Origin of the sequence: Streptomyces alfalfae (genome assembly GCF_004127445.1) — a bacterium.
GTDB classification, from domain to species: Bacteria; Actinomycetota; Actinomycetes; order Streptomycetales; family Streptomycetaceae; genus Streptomyces; species Streptomyces alfalfae.
In genome coordinates this window covers 1-18654 of record NZ_QEXM01000042.1, presented here as the reverse complement: position 1 = coordinate 18654, position 18654 = coordinate 1, and the positions used below count along the sequence as shown (strand labels likewise).

Here is an 18654-nt window from a genome sequence, read left to right as displayed (position 1 = left end):
CCGTCTCGTTCTCCGGGAAGCAACGGGAGGCGTCATGGAACGACGTACGTTCATCGGCAGCACGGCGGCCGCGCTGGCCGCCGCCACGGTCGCGGGCTGTTCGAGCGGGGGCCCGGGGGCGGCGCCGGGCGCGGACGCCACGACGGGCGGCGGGGCACGCACCGGCGGCACCCCGATCAGAACGACCAGCGCGGCGGCCACCTCCCCCGCCACTCTCAAGGCGCTCGCCAGGGACCTGGACGGCACCCTCGTCCAGCCCGGCGAGGCGATGTGGGCGGCGGCCCGGCAGCTCTACAACACCCGCTTCGACCACCTGAAGCCCACCGCCGTCGCCTACGTGGCGCACGCCGACGACATCCGCACCGCCTTCGCCTACGCCCGCGCGCACCGCACCCCGGTCGCGATACGCAACGGCGGCCACTCGTACGCGGGCTGGTCGTCCGGCACCGGACGGCTCGTCATCGACGTGTCGAAGCTGAGCAGGACACGGGCGAGCGGGCGCACCGCGACCATCGGCGGCGGCGCCAAACTCATCGACGTCTACCGCTCGCTCGCCGCCAAGGGCGTCACCATCCCCGCGGGCTCCTGCCCGACCGTCGGCATCTCCGGTCTGACCCTCGGTGGCGGCCATGGCGTTGTCTCCCGTGCGTACGGCCTGACCTGCGACAGCCTCACCTCCGCGAAGCTGATCACGGCGGACGGCAAGGAGCTGCGGGCCTCCGCGTCGGAGAACAAGGAGCTGTTCTGGGCGCTGCGCGGCGCGGGCAACGGCAACTTCGGCGTCGTCACCGAGCTGTCCTACCGCACGCACCCGGCGCCGCAGGGCGTCTCGGCGTACATGTCCTGGCCCTGGTCGAAGGCGGCCGCCGTGATCAAGGCCTGGCAGGAGTGGGGCCCGGACCAGCCCGACGAGATATGGTCCTCCGCCCATCTGGCGAACAGCCCCGGCGGCACCCCGACCGTCTCCGTCGCCTGCTTCTCGCTCGGCACCTACGGCGAACTGCAGAACGCCGTCGACCGCCTCGCCGACAAGATCGGCGCGTCGGCGCGCAGCGTCTCCCTGAAGCGGCGTACGTACGAGGAGTCCATGGAGGTGTACGCGGGCTGCTCGTCCTTCGCGGCGGACGCCCAGTGCCATCTGCCGGGGGCCACGCCGGGCCGCAGCCCGCGGGGCGCGCTGCAGCGGGAGACGTACGCGGCGAGTTCGGACTTCTTCGACCGTTCGCTGTCGGCGGCGGGCATCCGCGCGCTGCTGTCGCGGATCGAGAACGTCTCGGGCGCGAGCGCGGGCAGCATCGCGCTCACCGCGCTGGGCGGCGCCGTCAATCGCGTCGACCCGACGGCGACGGCCTTCGTGCACCGCCGTTCGCGGATGCTGGCCCAGTACATCGCGTCGTGGCGCGCGGGCACGTCGGGCACGGGCGCGCGGGCGTGGCTGAAGGGTGCGCACGGGGCGATGGCGCGGTACGCGTCGGGGGCGGCGTACCAGAACTACACCGACGCGACGCTGACGAACTGGCGCGAGGCGTACTACGGGGACGCGGCGCCGCGCCTGAAGAAGCTGAAGAAGCGGTATGACCCGAACCGCTTCTTCGACTTCCCGCAGGCGCTCTGATGGCCGGCAGGGTTCGTTTCCCGTGGCACTGCGGCGAGCCTGACGGCCTGGCAGCTTTGACGCCGTGGAATGCCTGACGCCGCGCCGGGCCTGACGCTGCGGCAGGCTGACACCGCGACGGGCCTGACACTGCGCCAGGCTGACGGCCAGGAAAGGTCAGGCAGCTCGCCGGATCAGGCGGCCAGGTCCCGCTCGTCCGGGTCCACGGCGGTCCGCGCGGACGAGGCGGGGCCGCCGAGGGGCGCGGGCACCGGCTCGACCCGGCGGTCGCGCACCAGCCACCCGAGGCGCCCCGACCGCCCGACGGCCTTGGCCAGCGGCGTGAGCACGGCCATGGCGAGCGGGGAGAGCAGCAGGGCGACGGCGGTGCCGAGCGCGAAACCGCCGATGACGTCGGTGGGGTAGTGCACGCCCATGAAGACCCGGCAGAAGCCCTCGAACGCGGCGAGCGCGATGCCGACGAGCCCGAACCTGCGGTGGGCGACGAAGAGCGCGGCGCCCAGGGCCATGGCGAGCGTCGCGTGGTCGCTGACGAACGAGAAGTCGTTCTTGCCGTCGACCAGGACGTCGAGCCCGCTGTGGTCCTTGGCGGGACGCGGTCTCTCCACGAAGCCGCGGATGGGGACGTTGACGAGTACGGCGATGCCGGCGGCGAGCGGCGCCCAGACGACGGCGGCGACCGAGGAGGCGGCGTCGTCGAGGGTGCCCCGCTTGCGCTGGCCCCACCAGCACCACACCACGAGCAGCACGAGAGCGATCAGCAGCCCGTACTCCCCGACGAACGCGAGGGCGCGGTCGAGCCACTGCGGGGTGTCCCGCGTCAGGCCGTTGACGTCGTAGAGCAGGCTGACGTCGGGGTTCGACCCGGATTCATCGAGTCCAGCCATGGCGCTGCGGCCCCTTGTCCTTTAGCCCGTGGGCGCACCGTCCGCGCACCCATTCCCTATCAGCCCCCGTGGTCGCTCCAGTCAAGGGAACGCTCGGTCCCCACCCCTACGTTCCACTCTCCACCGAAAGATCACCCAGACGTTACCGAAGAGAGATGCATCGCCGCAGCTCAGGGGAGTGCTTTTGACGGAGGGTTCAAGCCACATCACCCGGTGCACGCGCCCCGGCGCACGTTCCGCACGCCCCTCCGGCCGACCTTTTTCCGGCCTCTTTTCGGCCTCTTTCCGGCTTCTTTCAGACCTCTGTCGGCTTGACGGGGGCCGCTTTCGCGCCATCTTCGGTGACTCTCGTCGCGCCGAAATAGTCGGGGGTGTCGATCGGGTCGAATCGGATCACGGCTCCCGCACGCGGCGCGTTGATCATGTAGCCGCCGCCCACGTAGATCCCGACGTGGCGGATGGCGCGGGAGTTGGTCAGGTCGTCGGAGAAGAAGACGAGATCGCCCGGGAGCAGCTCGTCGCGCTTGGGGTGCGGTCCGGCGTTGTACTGGTCGTTGGCGACGCGCGGCAGCGTGATGTCGACCGAGCGGTAGGCGGCGAGGGTCAGGCCGGAGCAGTCGAAGCGCCCGCCCTGCTCGGGCGTGCCGTTGCCGCCCCACAGATAGGGGGTGCCGAGCTTCTTCTGCGCGTAGTAGATGGCGGCTGCCGCCTGCTGCGAAGGCTGCACGCGCCCCACGGGCTTCGCGAAGCTCTTGGCGAGGTTGGTGATGGTCTGCACGTAGTTCTGCGTCTCGCGGTACGGCGGGACGCCGCCGTACTTGATGACGGCGTACGCCCCCGCGTTGTACGCGGCGAGCATGTTCTTCGTGGGGTCGCCGGGGGCGTCCTTCACGTAGCCCGCGAGCTTGCAGTCGTAGGAGGCCGCGGACGGGATGGCGTCCTCGGGGTCCCAGACGTCGCGGTCGCCGTCACCGTCGCCGTCGAGGCCGTGCGCGGCCCAGGTGCCGGGGATGAACTGCGCTATCCCCTCCGCCTTGGCCGGGCTCTTGGCCCGCGGGTTGAACCCGCTCTCCTGGTAGAGCTGGGCGGCGAGCAGGGCGGGGTTGATGGCCTTGCAGAGGTTGCCCCACTTCTGCACGAGGGGCTGGTAGGTCGCGGGCACGGCGCCCTTGGCGAGGCCCACGGAACCGCCGCCGCCCGCGCCGGCCGCCGGGCTCCCGGCGGCCATGTACGTCCCGAGGACGAGCAGCGCGATGAAGCTGAGGGCGCCGCCGATCCCGAGGGAGGCGATCAGCCAGGCCTTACGCACCGTCAACCACCCCTCGCCGACCGGGATTACGCCGCCGCTCAGTGTAGAGGGCGCGGACGGAAGTGGCAGTGATCATTCACAGATCACCGGCGCGCCCGCGGGCGCATGGCAGGGGCACGGGAGCACGGGGGTGCGAGGCGCGCGCGAAGGGGGCGCGGCACCGTGCGCCGCACGCCGCGCGCGTGGCCCGCGTCCCACCGAGGCGTCCCAGGGAATGGTCGATTCCGCAGGTCAGAGCCGTGCGAGCGTTCCAGCGTCCCTGATCGGGCGGCAATCCTTGTCCTCGTCCACCGCCACGCGATTCTCTGTTGGCGGGCCGCGGACAACGGCCTCGTACCGACAAGACGAACGCACCTCACGGGGGACCAGACATGAAGCTCACGCACGCCTCGAAGACCGCCTCGAAGACCCTGCTCGCCGGCCTCGCGCTCCTCGGGACGCTCGCACTCACCGCCTGCGACAACGGGGACGACGGCTCGGACACGGCGGGGCCGCGGCCCGAGCCCGCGGCGAGCGCCTCGGCGGACTCCGGGCAGGACGGCGGCTCCGGTTCCTCGGACAAGGGTTCGGACTCCGCGGGCAACGGCTCCGGGCCCGGGTCCGGTTCCTCCGGCAACGGCTCCGAGGGCACCGCGGCGGGGACCGGGTCGAACGAGAACGGCGAGGTAGGCATCTGCCGCAGCGACGAGCTGGAGGTCACGGCCGCCGACAACACGACGGGCAAGGAGGAGGGCATCGTCACCGTCGTGTTCAAGAACGGAGGCGGCCGGGACTGCGCCATCAACGGCTACGCGGGCGTCGACCTGCGGACCGCCGACGGCGACACGATGTCCGTCGACCGCAACGGCGAGCAGGCGCGCCGCGAGATCCTGAAGGACGGCGAGACCGCGGCCTTCAACATCACGTTCCCGGTCAACAACAGCGGCGGCTCCGGCGTGCGCATCGCCAAGCTCCTGGTGACCCCGCCGAACGAGACGAAGACCGTCGCCGTCGCCTGGCCCGCGGGCTCCCTCCCGGTGAGCGGCGAGGCCTCGGGCCCGAAGCTCTCGGTCGGCCCGGTCGGCAAGGTCAGCGACTCCCCCGCGGGCTGAGCGGCGCACAGTGCCCCCTGCGTCCAGAGCGTCCGGAGCGCCCCCTAGCGCCCAGAGAGACGCACTGGTCACAGGGGGCGCGCTCGTTCCGGACGCCTGATTGACGCCCTCGCCGTCAGCGCGGACCGTAGGAGTCGCACGGCATGCGACCGCCGCCCGGAGCGGCACACCGCGCACGCACGGCCGGGGGAGGAGCCGACCATGGAGCAGCCGAACGGGGACGCCGCGGCGGGGCGTTACGCCGGCAGCGGGGGCGGGACTGGGCGGGACCCAGGGGAACGGGACCCAGGGGGACGGGGCCTCGGGGGACGGGACGTCGCGGCCGGGGGCGCCGGGGGGCGGGACCTCGCGGCTGGGGGCGTCGGCGGGCGGGGCGTCGGGGGACAGGACGTCGGGGGACAGGACCTCGCGGCCGGGGGCGCCGGGGGCCGGGCCGCCGAGAACCGGACCGCCGGCGGCGAGGATGCCCACCCGGGTGGCGTCCCCGCCACCTACGGCAAGGACCGCCTCGGCGCCCTCGCCGCCTGGCCCGACGACCGCCTCGCCACCTCGCTCTACGAGTGCGGCGTCGCGGGCCTCGGCCGCACGGCGGACGCGGACGCCCTCGGCACGCTGCTCCGCACCTTCCCCGACTCCCGCCAGGCCGGCGAGGTCGGGCCCGCCCTCCGCGCGGCCGTCACGAGCCGCGAGGCCGCGCTCAAGGGCTCCGCCCCCTGCACCGCCGTCGACGAACTGCGCGCCATCGGCGCCACCGCGGACGCCCTGCCCGCCGGGAAGGTCGACGGCGAGGCCCTGCGCGGGTCCGCCGATCGGGCCGTGCGGAGAGGCGTCTACGCCTGCGGGGTCGACGAGTTCGAGGACGGCCGCTTCACCGAGGCCGCCGAGACCCTGAACGGCTTCGCCGAGGACTACCCGGCCGACAAGAGGCACGACCGCGCCGAGGACATCGCCGTCGCCGCCGAGATCGCGGCCGAACGCCCGAGCGCAGGCCGCCGCCTGCCCCCGTCCCGCCCCGGCGGCAGCGGCGAGGTCGAGCTGGTCCTCGCCAACCTGGGCCCCGGCGAGCTGGAGGTGCTCTACATCGGCCCCACCACCGGCGCCGTCGAGCTCAAGGCGTGCGCGTCCTGCCGGACCTGCCCGACCAGGTCCGCGGGCGACAAGGCGTGCCGCGCGGGCACATCGAAGTACCCGAGGACCACTTTGCGGCTACCCGCGGGCGACTACCACTTCCTCTACAAGCGGGCCACCGTACGCAATCGAGCCGACGGCGCGACGCTCAGCACGGCCTACCGCTACACCGACTGCTCCTTCGTGACCCGTGGGACCGCTGGGCTCGGACTTACTTAACTCCTGGTCAGGGGCCACGCCGGTCCGTCATTGCCCGGGGTCCTACCGCGTGATACACAGAGTGACCAGGCCTCACGTACGAGGAAACGCACGAATCAGCCAACGAATGGCGCCAAGGCGGCATACGCGGGCCCGATCGTCGGCGAGAATGAACTGTCCTCTGCGCCGAGGTAGGCAGAGGTGCCAGAACAACCCACTAGGGGCGGTGAGTTACACATGCTTATGGCAGCCGAAAAGGGCGACATCACCACCATCATCGGCGGGATCGCCCCCGACTGGGGGCCCTTCGGGAACCTGGGCAACGAAGCACGCGTGATGATCGAGGTCGTGATGGCGGTCGCCATCCTCCTCTGTCTCGGCATCGCCATCTGGGGCGCGGCGAAGCAACGCATCGGCGCCACGGCGCTGCGCGACACGTTCAGCGCGGAGCAGGGCAAGGGCCTGATCATCGCGGGCCTGACCGGTGTCTTCATCATCGGTTCCCTGGGCACGCTGTTCACCATCGTGTACGGCATGGCGGTCTAGCGCCCCCGCCCCCCACCCACGTCCCCGTCCCCATCCCCCACGTCTCCCCTCCCCCTCCTCCCCTTCTCCCCCACGTCCCCTCCTCCTTCATCCATCCGTCGTGCCCACCGGCAGAGGTTGCTGCTCCCTGATGTCGAGTCACCACACCGCGTCCACGCGGGAACCAGCACGGCTACCGTCATACGTGTCCTTGGTGACGGTCACGCGAGAGGTCGAAGGGGCGTACGTGGCATGAGTCTCGACGACGAGCGGAACAGCGGGCCCTTCGGCGGCTCGGGGGAGACCAGGACGAGGCTTCCCGAGGGGGAGGGGGAGATCCGCAGAACGTCCCGCCCGGGGCGGACGTCCTCGCGGAGCCTGGTGACAGTGGTCGGCGTCGTGGTCCTGCTGATCGCGGCGATCGCCTTCGCCAACCGGGGCGACGGGGGCTCCGACGGCGCGACCGGCGACGAGAAGAAGCCGGACGCGGCGGCGACGGCCCCTTCGGGGGAGAAGCCGGTGGAGGGCAAGAACGGAGGGATTCCCTCGGGGTTCGGCCATGACGAGCAGGGGGCGCAGAGCGCGGCGTCCAACTACGCCGTCTCGCTGGTCTCGGCGGACATCCTGAAACCCGACCGGCGGGCCGAGATCGTCAAGCAGCTCTTCGTCACCGACAAGGTGAGCGAGTTGGAGGACACGTTCGACAAGACGTACTCCAAGGAGTTCCTCGACAAGGTCGGCCTGGACGAGAACGGCGACGCCGCTCCCGGACAGACGTACGTCTCCCGCACCGTGCCCGTCGGCACCAAGGTCACCGACTACGCGGACGGCGCGGCGACGGTGGAGGTCTGGTGCACCGGCGCGTTCGGCACCGCCGGGGAGAAGACGACGAACCCGGTCAGCAACGACTGGTTCACGCTGACGCTGAAGCTGCGCTGGGCGGACGACGACTGGAAGGTCGAGAGCTTCCGGTCGAAGGACGGCCCCGCTCCCGTGAACGGCGACAACAAGATCTCCACGGCTGACGAGATCGCGAAGGCCGTCAAGGAGTACGGAGGGTTCACGTATGCCCGGTAGTCGTCGCCCGCTGAAAATCACCGCCGCCGTGACAGCCGTCCAGGCTGCGGCGGTCCTGCTGGCGTCCCGTGCGTATGCCGCCCCCGACCCGGGGGACGACCGGTGTGACCTCATCGTCGGCCCCGCCAAGAAATACTGCGAAAAAGGCCAAGAAGGCGGCTCCGACGACGGAGGCGGCGGGGAGTACCCCACCGAGCCGCCCATCACGGACGGCGCCGACCCGCTGAGCTCCCTGGCCAAGGGCTGCGCCGAAGCCGCCTCGTGGACCATCGACAAGCTCTCCGACGCCGTGAAGGACACGGCGAGCGTCGACTTCACGAACTCCAAGTTCCTCCAGCAGTACGCCGTCGTGTTCGCCGCGTCCACGATCCTGACCCTGCTCCTGTGGCTGCTCGCCGTGGCCAAGCGCGCGGTGCGGGGCGTGCCGCTGACCACCGCGGTCTCCGAGGCCATCGGCTTCCTGTGGCTAACGGTCCTCGCCTCCGCGTTCACGCCGCTGATCCTGTACACGGTCGTGTCGGCGGCCGACGGCGTGTCGGACGTCATCGCGAAGGCGACGGGCGGCCAGACGGACCAGTTCTTCGGCACGTTCTCCGAGGCCCTGAAGAAGGGCGACGACATCGGCGGCGGCCCGATCATGCTGATCGTCGTCTCGCTCGTGTCGATCCTCGCCGCCGGCGTCCTGTGGCTGGAGCTCGTGATCAGGGCCGCGCTGCTGTACGTGGGCGCGCTCCTCGGCACGGTCGTCTACGCGGGCCTCGTCGACAAGAACCTGTGGTCGCACGTCCGCCGCTGGGCGGGGATCATGATCGCGGTCATCCTGGTCAAACCGATCATCGTGATCGTGCTCGGCCTCGCCGGGGCGCTCTCCGCCGACGACGGGCCCGACTCCTTCTCCGCGGTCGTCTCCGGCCTCTCGATCATCCTGCTCGCCATCTTCGCCAGCGCGATGATCTACCGGTTCGTTCCGGGCTTCGGCGACGACATCGCCAACTCCCGCAACAACCGCCTCATGCGCGGCGCCGAGAACAAGGCCGCCGCCGTCATCAGCTCCCCCGCGTCCCTCGTCTCCCAGGGCATCAAGACCCACAGCTCCCGGGGGAACGGCGGAGGAGGCGGCACCAGCCAGGCACGGCCCGCCAACCCCGTCGGCGGCGGCGTCGCCGCCCACAGCGGCCGCCCCTCCGGCGGCTCGGCGAACGGCGGCGGGCCCGCGCCCTCCGCCGCACCACCGCCGCGCAAGAGCGCGACGGACACCCCGCACGCGGGCAGCCGCGGCGGTCCAGGCACCAGCAGCTCCAACCGCACGGGAGGTGAAGGGCGTTGACGACCCAGTCCCACGTGTCCCAGCCGGTCGCGCCCCGCCGCACGTATCTGATCGGCCGCGCGCGGCCGAACGCGATCGTCGGCAAGAACCGCGAGACCGGGGAAATCGCCCTGATCATCGTGGGGGCGTTCCTCGGCATGATGTGCGGGCTCCTCGTCCCCGTCCTGTCCCTGCGCATCGTGCTGCTCACCGGCCTCCCGATGCTCGCCATCGCGGCGGTCTACGTCCCGTACAAGGGCCGCACCTTCTACAAGTGGTTCGAGATCAACCGCAGCTACAAGCGGTCCCTGAAGCGCGGCAGCACCTACCGCTCCGGCGCCGCCGAGGCCGGCGTCGCGCTCGACGGACGCGAGGTCGAGGTCGGGCCGCCGCCGGGCATCGGCCGCATCAGCTGGCTGGCCGCGCCGTTCGGCCCCGACGAGATCGCCGTGCTGCTCCACGCCGACCGGCGGACCGTCACCGCCGCCATCGAGATCGAGGGCCCCGGCGTCGGCCTGCGCGACTCCGAGGACCAGGAGGCGCTGGTCGACCGGTTCGGGACGCTCCTGAAGCACGTCGCGAACGGCGACGGCTTCGTGACCCGCCTCCAGATGCTCGCCCGCACGCTGCCCGCCGACCCCGACGCCCACGCCAAGGACGTCGCGGTGCGCGGCGACGACCGCGCGCTGCCCTGGCTCCAGGACTCCTACGACCAGCTCCAGTCGATGGTGTCGACCAGCAGCGAGCAGCACCGCGCCTACCTCGTGGCCTGCATGCACTACTCCCGCGAGCTGGCCGCCGAGGCCCAGGCGATGGCCCGCGCGGCCCGCCCGCACGGCGGCAGGAAGCTCGACAAGGACGCCGGGCTCGCCGTCGTCATGGCCCGCGAGCTCACCGACATCTGCTCGCGGCTCCAGGAGGCGGACATCCGCGTACGGCAGCCGCTCGGCCAGGGCAGGCTGTCCTCGCTGGTCCACTCCATGTACGACCCGGACCACCCCATCGACCACATCCAGGCGATGACGAAGCGCAACGCCTGGCCGGCCGAGCTGGACGCCACGGAGGCCACGTACCTCCAGGCCAAGACCCGCGAGTCCACCACCCGCGCCCCCTGGTGCCACGCCACGGCCTGGGTGAAGGAGTGGCCGATGACGCCCGTCGGCGTCAACTTCCTCGCCCCGCTGCTCGTGCACACCCCGGACGTGATCCGCACGGTCGCGGTGACCATGGACCTCGAACCCACCGAGGTCGCCATCGAGCGGATGCTGACCGAGAAGACGAACGACGAGGCGGAGGCCAGCCGCCAGGCCAAGATGAACCGCACGGTCGACCCCCGCGACATCGCCTCGCACTCCCGCCTCGACCAGCGCGGCGAGGACCTGGCGAGCGGCGCGGCCGGCGTCAACCTGGTCGGTTACATCACGGTCTCCTCCCGCTCCCCCGAGGCCCTCGCGCGCGACAAGCGCACCATAAGGGCGTCCGCCGGCAAGTCGTATCTGAAGCTGGAGTGGTGCGACCGCGAGCACCACAGGGCCTTCGTCAACACGCTGCCGTTCGCGACCGGCATCCGACGCTAGACGGTATCGACGTAGAGGCAGGCTGTTGCGATGCGGGATCCGATGACCGTCCTGACGGACGCCTTCACGTCCTTCCTCTTCGGGAAGGTCGAGACGACCAGGCTTCCGGTGCGTACGTCGACGGGGCAGGCCCAGGCGGTCTACCTCCCGACGGCCGCGCCGGGCCTCGGCGACTCGGGCGTGATCATCGGTCGTGAGGTGTACTCCGGCAAGGGGTACATCTACGACCCCTTCCAGCTCTACGGGCAGCAGCTGCCCGCGCCGCACTGGCTGGTGCTCGGCGAGTCGGGCAACGGCAAGTCGGCGCTGGAGAAGACGTACGTCCTGCGGCAGCTGCGCTTCAAGGACCGGCAGGTCGTCGTCCTGGACGCGCAGGGCGAGGACGGCGTCGGCGAGTGGAACCTCATCGCCCAGGAGCTGGGGATAACGCCCATCCGGCTCGACCCGACGGCCGCCCTGGACATGGGCATCCGGCTGAACCCCCTGGACCCGTCGATCACGACGACCGGCCAGCTCGCGCTGCTACGCACGATCATCGAGGTCGCGATGGGGCACGGCCTGGACGAGCGCTCGGGCTTCGCGCTCAAGGTCGCGCACGCGTACGTGAACGAGACGATCGTGGAGCGGCAGCCGGTCCTCACCGACATCGTCGAGCAGCTCCGCCACCCGGAACCGGAGTCGGCCGAGGCCATGAACGTGGCCATAGACGACGTACGGGCGTGGGGCCTCGACGTGGCGCTGGTCCTCGACCGCCTGGTCGACGGTGACCTGCGGGGCATGTTCGACGGCCCGACCACGGTCGGCATCGACCTGGACGCCCCGCTGATCGTCTTCGACCTCTCGCACATCGACCGCAACTCCATCGCCATGCCGATCCTCATGGCGATCGTCGGCGTCTGGCTCGAACACACCTGGATCAGGCCCGACCGCAAGAAGCGCATCTTCCTGGTCGAAGAGGCGTGGCACATCATCAACTCCCCGTTCGTCGCCCAGCTCTTCCAGCGACTGCTGAAGTTCGGCCGGCGCCTCGGCCTGTCGTTCGTGGCGGTGGTCCACCACCTGAGCGACGTCGTGGACGGGGCCGCGGCCAAGGAGGCGGCCGCGATCCTCAAGATGGCCTCCACCAGGACCATCTACGCCCAGAAGGCCGACGAGGCGAGGGCGACGGGACGGGTGCTCGGGCTGCCCCGGTGGGCGGTGGAGATCATCCCCACCCTCACGCCCGGCATCGCGGTCTGGGACGTGAACGGCAACGTCCAGGTGGTCAAGCACCTCATCACGGAGACGGAACGGCCGCTGGTCTTCACGGACCGCGCCATGACCGAGTCGTCGTCCGACCGCCTCGCCGACGACGCCCTGCGGGCGGCGGAGCTGGAGGCGGAGGAGCGGGCGGCGTACATGGAGCAGCATGCGGGATGAGTGGGAGCGGGGCCGTTCCGGCGGCTACGGACACGGCGGTCCCGGCCGGGGCGCGCGGAGCGAACGAGGGGTGCCCGACGCGCTGCTGCTCGGCCTCCTCGGCTTCCTCCTCGGCTCCACCGTGCTCGCCTGGTCCTCGACGGGTCTCGGCGGCCGCTTCGCGCACGGCGCGTGGCCGGAGAACGTGACCTTCGGGCATACGCCGCTCGCCGTACGCCACTTGATCGGCAACCCGCAGGACCTCGCGGGCGCCTGGCCGGAGACGCCGGCGGAACAGCTCTCGGGGTACGGGCTCTTCTGGGGGCTGTTCATCGGGCAGCTCATGGTGCTCCTCGTGCTGACCGTGTTCGTGGTGGGCACTTTCACGCGGTGGCGCGCGGTGCGCAGGGCCCGCCGCCCGGACGCGGCGGCGCGGCGGGCCGCGGGGGCGGGCACGGGTGTGGGCGCAGGTGCGGGTGCGAGTGCGCGCGCTGGTTCGGTTCCGGGTGCGGATGCGGCTTCGGGTGCGGGGGCTTCAGCGGTTGCGGCGGCTCCGGCCGCCGGTCCCGCGCAGGCCCCGGCCGGTCCCACTCGGGCCCCCGTCGCTCCCCCGCAGGCCCCGCTTCCCGCCCCGGCCGCCGAGGCACCGGTCGCTTTTCCCGTGGCTCCCGCCGTCGAGACGCCGGCCGCCCCGCCCCCTGTCACCGCCCCGGTCGCCACCCCCGTAGAGGCCGTCCCGGCGGCGGAGGCCGCTCCGCTCGCAGCGGCAGCGGCGGCCGTCCCCCTCCCCCGCTCCCCCCTCGTCCTCGGTGGCCCCGACGCCCGGCGGCCGCACGCCCTGCAAGCCGTGCGGGACGCCGAGGGGGCCGCGCTGGTGATGACCTCCGACCCCACCCTGTGGGAGGAGACGAAGGACGCGCGGGCGAAGCTCGGCCCGGTCCTCCTGTACGACCCCTCGCACCTCTGCGACACCCCGGCCCGCATGCACTGGTCGCCCACCTCCGGCTGCGAGGACAAGGCCACGGCCGCCCAGCGCGCCGCCGCCCTGCTCGCCCCGATCAGGCCGGCCGCCCGCCTCGACGCCGCCATGGCCGACACGGCGGAACTCCTGCTCCGCAGCTTCCTGCACGCCGCCGCGGTGGGCGACAAGCCGATGAAGAACGTGCACCGCTGGTCGCAGGGCACGCAGGTCCAGGAGGCGGTACGCATCCTGCGTACGCACCCCAGGGCCGCGTCGGGGGCCGCCGGCGAACTGGAGGCCGCCCTCACCGCCTATCCGGAACGACGGGACGTCGCCCAGGAGTTGACGGCCCGCGCGCTGTCGGCCCTCTTCACCGTCCACGTACGGGAATCGTGCACCCCAAACCGAACTGATGCGCTCACTTTGGATTCCTTTGTGCATGAAGGGGGCACGCTTTTTGTGGTGGGTGAGGCGATCGAGGATCCCAAGTCCCGCCAGGGCCCGGGTGCCATGCCCCTCCTCACGGCACTCGCCTCCAGCGTGGTCGAGCACGGCCGGCGCATGGCCGAACGGTCATCCTCCGGTCGGCTCGACCCACCAATGACCCTCGTCCTCGACGACGCCGCCGCGGTCGCCCCCCTGCCCCAGCTGCCCGAACTGCTCCTGACCGGCGCCGACCAGGGCCTGCCGACCCTGGCCCTGCTCCGCTCCCGCGAACAGGGCAGATCCCGCTGGCCGGACAGCGAACTGCCCCTCGTCTGAGGCCCCCGTATCAGGGCTTGTCGAGCACCATCTCGTACTCCTCGGCAGGGGGGTCGCCCGGCAACCGGGCGACACCCGCGCCGCGTACGAAGCCGAACCGCCGGTAGAAGGCCATCGCCCGCGGATTGCGCTCGTGGACGTACAGCCGCGCCCGCTCAAGCCCCTCCAGGGACCACGCCCACGCGAGCGCCGCCTCGAACAGGGCCTCCGTCACCCCGCTGCCGCGGTGTTCGGGCCGCACGTAGACCCCCACGAGGTGGGCCTGCCGCCGCGTGATCTCCTTGCTGAAGATGTCCTGCGACGCCGGCTCCTCGACGAGCACCGTCGCCGACCCCGCCCACTGGTCACCCGGCCCCACCGCCACGAACTGCCGGGCACGCGTGGCGTGCGAGTTCCCCGCGGCCCGCGCCCGCCAGTGGGAGTCGGGCTCCGCGACCGCCTGCTCGTACGTCTCCAGGAAAGCGACCGGCGCCGCCGGGTCCCGCAGCGCGGCCAGCCGCAGCTCCTTGACCCGCGGCCACTCCTCGGCGCGGACGGCCCGTACGACGCAGTCGTGTTCCATGCCGTGATCCATGCCCGTGATCGTAGTTTCGCGGTCGGGTCGCGTCGGGGTCCTTCGGGGGGCGCCGTCATACCCCGGTACTACGCCCGGCCACCACGTCCCGCCCCCGGTCCGACGATCCGCGCCCCCGTGGCCGACAGCATCGAAGACATGATTAGGGCATACGGACTGACCAAACACTACGGCGGCAAGCCCGGCAAGAAGGCCGTCGACGACCTCGGTTTCGAGGTCCTGCCGGGCACCGTCACCGGCTTCCTCGGCCCCAACGGCGCCGGCAAGTCCACCACCATGCGGATGCTCCTCGGCCTCGACGCCCCCACCCGGGGGCGCGCCACCATCGGCGGGCGCGAGTACGCGGGCCACCCCGCCCCCCTGCACGAGGTGGGCGCCCTCCTCGAAGCCCGCTCCGTCCACCCGGGCCGCTCCGCCTTCCACCACCTCATGGCGCTCGCCCACACCCACTCCATCCCCCGCAGCCGCGTCGAGGCCGTCCTCGGCCTCGCCGGCATCAGCGAGGTCGCCCGCAAGCGCGTCAAGGGCTTCTCCCTCGGCATGGGCCAGCGCCTCGGCATCGCCGCCGCCCTGCTCGGCGACCCGGCCACGGTCATCCTCGACGAGCCGGTCAACGGCCTCGACCCCGAGGGCGTCCTGTGGGTCCGCAACCTCCTCAAGTCCCTGGCCGCGGAGGGCCGCACGGTCCTCGTCTCCTCGCACCTCATGAGCGAGATGGCGCTGACCGCCGACCACCTGATCATCATCGGCCGGGGCAGGCTGCTCGCGGACACCACCGTCGAACGGTTCGTGCGCGAGTCCGGCACCGGCACCGTCAAGGTCGTCACCCCCGAGGCCGGCCGCCTCGCCGAACTGCTCGCCGCCCCCGCCGTGCACATCACCGGCGACACCCCCGGCGTCCTCGACGTCCGCGGCACCGACGCCGAGCACATCGGCCGCACCGCCGCCGCGCACGGCATCCCCCTCTACGAACTGACCCCGCAGAACGCCTCCCTCGAGCAGGCGTTCATGGACCTCACCCGGGACTCCGTCGAGTACGTCGCCTCGACGGGCGCCCCGCAGCCGGAAGGAGCCGCGGCATGAGCAGCCCCACCCCCACCAGGAACCCCGCGCCGCCCTCGGCCGCCCCGACGACCGCCACGACCGCCTCCGCCGGCTACCGGCTGAGCACCAGGGGCGTCCTGCGCTCGGAGTGGCACAAGCTGTGGACGCTCCGCTCCACCTGGATCGCCCTCACCGCAGGCGTCGCCCTCGTCCTCGCCGTCGGCATCACCATGGGAGCCACCTACGACGGCGACGACGCCGAGATCGACACGATCGTCTTCACCCTCTTCGGCACCCAGCTCTCCCAGATCTGCCTCGCCGTCCTCGGCATCCTCGTCACCGCGGGCGAGTACTCCACGGGCATGATCCGCGCCTCGCTCACCGCCGTGCCGACCCGCCTGAGCGTCCTGTGGTCCAAGGCCGGCATCTTCACCGCGGTCGCCTTCGCGGTGTCCCTCGTGACCAACGTCGTGACGTTCCTCGCCGCCCAGATCTGGCTCGCCGGCTCCGACAAGGAACTCACCCTCACCGACGACGGCGTCCTCGCGGCGCTCACCACGAGCGCGGCCTCCCTGACCCTGCTCAGCCTCATCGCGCTCGGCCTCGGCGCGCTGCTCCGCTCGGTGCCCGGCGCGATCGGCGCGTTCGTCGGCGGGGTCATCATCCTGCCCGAGATCGCCGCGATGCTTCCCCTCGACGCCATCGACACCGCCGTCCGGTACTTCCCCGCCCAGGCGGCGAGCTCGCTCGGTTCGGTGGCCAGGGTGGAGAACACCATCGCCCCCGGCACGGCCCTGCTCACCCTCGCCCTCTGGGCCGCCGTGATCATCGCCGCCTCGTCGGTCCTGCTCAAGCGGCGCGACGTATGACGACCGGGCGAGAGCCGCGCGCGAGAGGATGAGGCCGTGACCGAGCCGCAGCCCCTCACGCCCCTCATCCAGCGCATGACGCAGCGGGTCCGCGCCTTCGACAGGCGCCGCCCGCTCGTCTGGGACGTCCTGGTCACGGCTCTCTACGTCCTCGCCGCCCTCGTCGACGCGAGCGGCGGCTGGCGCAACACCGCGCCCGACACGGACGTACCGGACTGGCTGGTCTTCCTGATGAGCGTGGGCTTCTCGGTCCCCTTGCTGTGGCGGCGCCGCCACCCGATGGCTGCCCTCGCCGTCATGGTGGCGATGGGCCTGGTCAGCAACTGGAGCGGCGCCATGCTCCAGGCCGCCCTGATCCAGATGGCCGTCCTCTTCAACGTCGCGCTGCGCCTCCCTCTGCGCACCCTGGGCTGGGCGGGCCTCATGATGACGGCGCCGCTGGTCGTGGGCACCATCCGCTATCCCGCCGACAGCTGGGACCAGCGCATCATCCCCAACCTGTGGGCGTACGCCCTCGTCGCGCTCCTCGGCATCGCCGTGCGCTCCCGGCAGGACTACACCCGGGCCCTCGAGGAACGCGCCCGCCAGCTCGAAGTGGAGCGCGACCAGCAGGCCCAGCTCGCCACGGCCGCCGAACGCACCCGCATAGCCCGCGAGATGCACGACATCATCGGCCACAACCTGTCCGTCATCACGGGCCTCGCGGACGGCGGTTCGTATGCCGCCGCCAAGTCACCCGAGCGCGCCGCCCAGGCCCTCGAAGCCATCGGCACCACCAGCCGCCAGGCGCTCTCCGAACTCCGGCGCCTCCTGGACGTCCTGCGCGACGACGCGCCCGCGGCGGCCGAGCGCTCCCCGCAGCCCGCCCTCACCGACCTCGCCCGGCTCATCGACGGCGTACGGGCGGCGGGCCTGCCGGTCCGCAGCAAGGTCAGCGGGCATCCCGACAGCGTGGCCGCGGGCCGGCAGCTCACCGTGTACCGCGTCGTCCAGGAAGCCCTGACCAACACCCTCAAGCACGGCGGCCCCGAGGCGACCGCCACCGTCGAGGTCTCCTACGCCGACGAAGGCGTCACGGTCACCGTCACCGACACGGGCAGGGGCGGGCCGCAGCCCTCGCCCGACGGCGGCGGCCGAGACAGGGGGTGGGACAGGGGCCAAGGCCGCGGACTGACCGGAATGCGCGAGCGAACCTCGTTGTACGACGGCACACTTGAGGCCGGCCCGCTCCCGCACGCGGCGGGCGGCTGGCGGGTCCACCTCCATCTCCCGAAGGACACCGAGAAACCGTGAAGGGCAACGAGAAACCGTGACGACCGTGCTCATCGTCGACGACCAGCCCATGCAGCGCTTCGGCTTCCGCATGCTCCTGGAGAGCCAGGACGACATGACGGTGGCGGGCGAGGCCGGCAACGGCAGCGAGGCGGTCCGCATGACGGCCGAACTCCACCCGGACGTCGTCCTGATGGACATCCGCATGCCGGGCCTGGACGGCATCGAGGCCACGCGCCGTATCGTCGCCTCCGGGGAACGCACCCGCGTCCTGATCCTCACCACGTTCGACCTGGACGAGTACGCCTACGACGGCCTGCGCGCCGGCGCCTCCGGCTTCCTCATCAAGGACGCGCTGCCCGAGGAGCTCCTCTCCGGCATCCGCGCGGTCGCCTCGGGCGACGCGGTGGTGGCCCCGAGCCTGACCCGCCGCCTCCTCGACACCTACGCGAGCCATCTCCCGGCATCGGGCGCCGCACCCGCCGACCCGGCGAGCCATCCCCGTCTGACGCCCCTGACGGACCGCGAACGCGAGATCCTGACCGTCATCGGCCAGGGCTGGACGAACGCGGAGATCGCGGCGCGTCTGCACCTCGCGGAATCCACGGTGAAGACACACGTGGGCCGCATCCTCGCGAAGACGGGGGCGAGGGACCGGGTGCAAGCGGTGATCCTGGCGTACGACACGAAGCTCGTACGGCCCAGCTGACGGCCGGCTTTCCGGCCCGGAAGGCAGAAGCAGAGGGCCGACCCCGAGTACGGGAAAGGACCCGGAACGCAGAAAACCCCCGCACCAAAAGGTGCGGGGGTTTCCCCTAAAAATAGTTCGGCGGCGTCCTACTCTCCCACAGGGTCCCCCCTGCAGTACCATCGGCGCTATGAGGCTTAGCTTCCGGGTTCGGAATGTAACCGGGCGTTTCCCTCATGCTATGACCACCGAAACACTATGAAACTGTCAACCGCACCACGCTCTGTGACAAACGCGGGGTTGTTCGTGGTTTCAGAACCAACACAGTGGACGCGAGCAACTGAGGACAAGCCCTCGGCCTATTAGTACCAGT

The 18654-nt window shown here is 71.7% G+C and carries 16 protein-coding genes and 1 rRNA gene; 13 read left to right on the top strand and 4 right to left on the bottom strand.

What is annotated here, in order from left to right:
* Positions 1–34 precede the first annotated feature (34 nt).
* Positions 35–1615, top strand: coding sequence for an FAD-binding oxidoreductase (locus tag DCW30_RS21760; RefSeq protein ID WP_076685466.1), 1581 nt, complete (start codon positions 35–37; stop codon positions 1613–1615).
* 173 nt (positions 1616–1788) lie between these two features.
* On the opposite strand, the gene DCW30_RS21755 is transcribed toward DCW30_RS21760, so the two are convergent.
* Together DCW30_RS21755 and DCW30_RS21750 are read right to left on the bottom strand one after the other, a co-directional pair.
* Positions 1789–2502 (bottom strand): phosphatase PAP2 family protein, encoded by a 714-nt coding sequence (locus tag DCW30_RS21755; RefSeq protein WP_076685465.1) that lies wholly within the window; start codon positions 2500–2502, stop codon positions 1789–1791.
* 295 nt (positions 2503–2797) lie between these two features.
* A complete protein-coding gene (locus DCW30_RS21750; protein WP_076689121.1) occupies positions 2798–3811 on the bottom strand; it encodes a C40 family peptidase in 1014 nt (337 codons plus the stop codon).
* Positions 3812–4182: 371 nt separating this feature from the next.
* Here DCW30_RS21750 and DCW30_RS21745 point away from each other — a divergent pair, with 371 nt between their 5' ends.
* The 8 genes from DCW30_RS21745 (at position 4183) to DCW30_RS21710 (ending at position 13834) form a co-directional block, all read left to right on the top strand.
* A complete protein-coding gene (locus tag DCW30_RS21745) occupies positions 4183–4902 on the top strand; it encodes a DUF4232 domain-containing protein (RefSeq protein ID WP_076685464.1) in 720 nt (239 codons plus the stop codon).
* Between the two features lie 201 nt (positions 4903–5103).
* Complete coding sequence (locus tag DCW30_RS21740) at positions 5104–6249, top strand: hypothetical protein (RefSeq protein WP_076685463.1); 1146 nt, start codon at positions 5104–5106, stop codon at positions 6247–6249.
* Between the two features lie 216 nt (positions 6250–6465).
* Complete coding sequence (locus tag DCW30_RS21735) at positions 6466–6774, top strand: hypothetical protein (RefSeq protein WP_030795286.1); 309 nt, start codon at positions 6466–6468, stop codon at positions 6772–6774.
* A 231-nt stretch (positions 6775–7005) separates the two neighbouring features.
* Positions 7006–7830 carry a DUF8175 domain-containg protein gene (locus DCW30_RS21730; RefSeq protein ID WP_076685462.1) on the top strand — a complete coding sequence of 275 codons (825 nt, stop codon included), beginning with the start codon at positions 7006–7008 and terminating at the stop codon, positions 7828–7830.
* Entirely contained in the window at positions 7820–9157 is a 1338-nt protein-coding gene (locus DCW30_RS21725) for a hypothetical protein (protein ID WP_076685461.1), read from the top strand. The genes DCW30_RS21730 and DCW30_RS21725 overlap by 11 nt, the downstream gene beginning before the upstream one ends.
* Positions 9154–10713, top strand: a complete 1560-nt coding sequence (locus DCW30_RS21720) for an SCO6880 family protein (RefSeq protein WP_062773286.1) — start codon at positions 9154–9156, stop codon at positions 10711–10713. Before DCW30_RS21725 ends, DCW30_RS21720 begins: the two co-directional genes overlap by 4 nt.
* 30 nt (positions 10714–10743) lie before the next feature.
* On the top strand, positions 10744–12132 hold the full coding sequence (locus DCW30_RS21715; protein WP_062773289.1) for an ATP-binding protein: 1389 nt from the start codon (positions 10744–10746) through the stop codon (positions 12130–12132).
* On the top strand, positions 12122–13834 hold the full coding sequence (locus DCW30_RS21710) for a type VI secretion protein (RefSeq protein WP_076685460.1): 1713 nt from the start codon (positions 12122–12124) through the stop codon (positions 13832–13834). The genes DCW30_RS21715 and DCW30_RS21710 overlap by 11 nt, the downstream gene beginning before the upstream one ends.
* A gap of 10 nt (positions 13835–13844) precedes the next feature.
* Here DCW30_RS21710 and DCW30_RS21705 read toward each other — a convergent pair whose 3' ends face one another.
* The gene (locus DCW30_RS21705; protein WP_237283412.1) at positions 13845–14408 is read right to left on the bottom strand and encodes a GNAT family N-acetyltransferase; all 564 of its coding nucleotides are present in this window, start codon (positions 14406–14408) and stop codon (positions 13845–13847) included.
* A gap of 138 nt (positions 14409–14546) precedes the next feature.
* On the opposite strand from DCW30_RS21705, the gene DCW30_RS21700 reads away from it, so the two are divergent.
* From DCW30_RS21700 to DCW30_RS21685, 4 genes are all read left to right on the top strand, one after another.
* Entirely contained in the window at positions 14547–15491 is a 945-nt protein-coding gene (locus DCW30_RS21700) for an ATP-binding cassette domain-containing protein (protein ID WP_076689119.1), read from the top strand.
* Positions 15488–16321 (top strand): ABC transporter permease, encoded by an 834-nt coding sequence (locus tag DCW30_RS21695; protein ID WP_076685458.1) that lies wholly within the window; start codon positions 15488–15490, stop codon positions 16319–16321. The genes DCW30_RS21700 and DCW30_RS21695 overlap by 4 nt, the downstream gene beginning before the upstream one ends.
* 75 nt (positions 16322–16396) lie before the next feature.
* Positions 16397–17614: a sensor histidine kinase gene (locus tag DCW30_RS21690; RefSeq protein ID WP_076689117.1), complete on the top strand. Its 1218-nt coding sequence runs from the start codon at positions 16397–16399 to the stop codon at positions 17612–17614.
* 16 nt (positions 17615–17630) lie between these two features.
* The gene (locus DCW30_RS21685; RefSeq protein ID WP_076685457.1) at positions 17631–18302 is read left to right on the top strand and encodes a response regulator; all 672 of its coding nucleotides are present in this window, start codon (positions 17631–17633) and stop codon (positions 18300–18302) included.
* A gap of 115 nt (positions 18303–18417) precedes the next feature.
* Here DCW30_RS21685 and rrf read toward each other — a convergent pair.
* A 5S ribosomal RNA gene (gene rrf, locus DCW30_RS21680) occupies positions 18418–18534 on the bottom strand.
* Between the last annotated feature and the right edge of the window lie 120 nt (positions 18535–18654).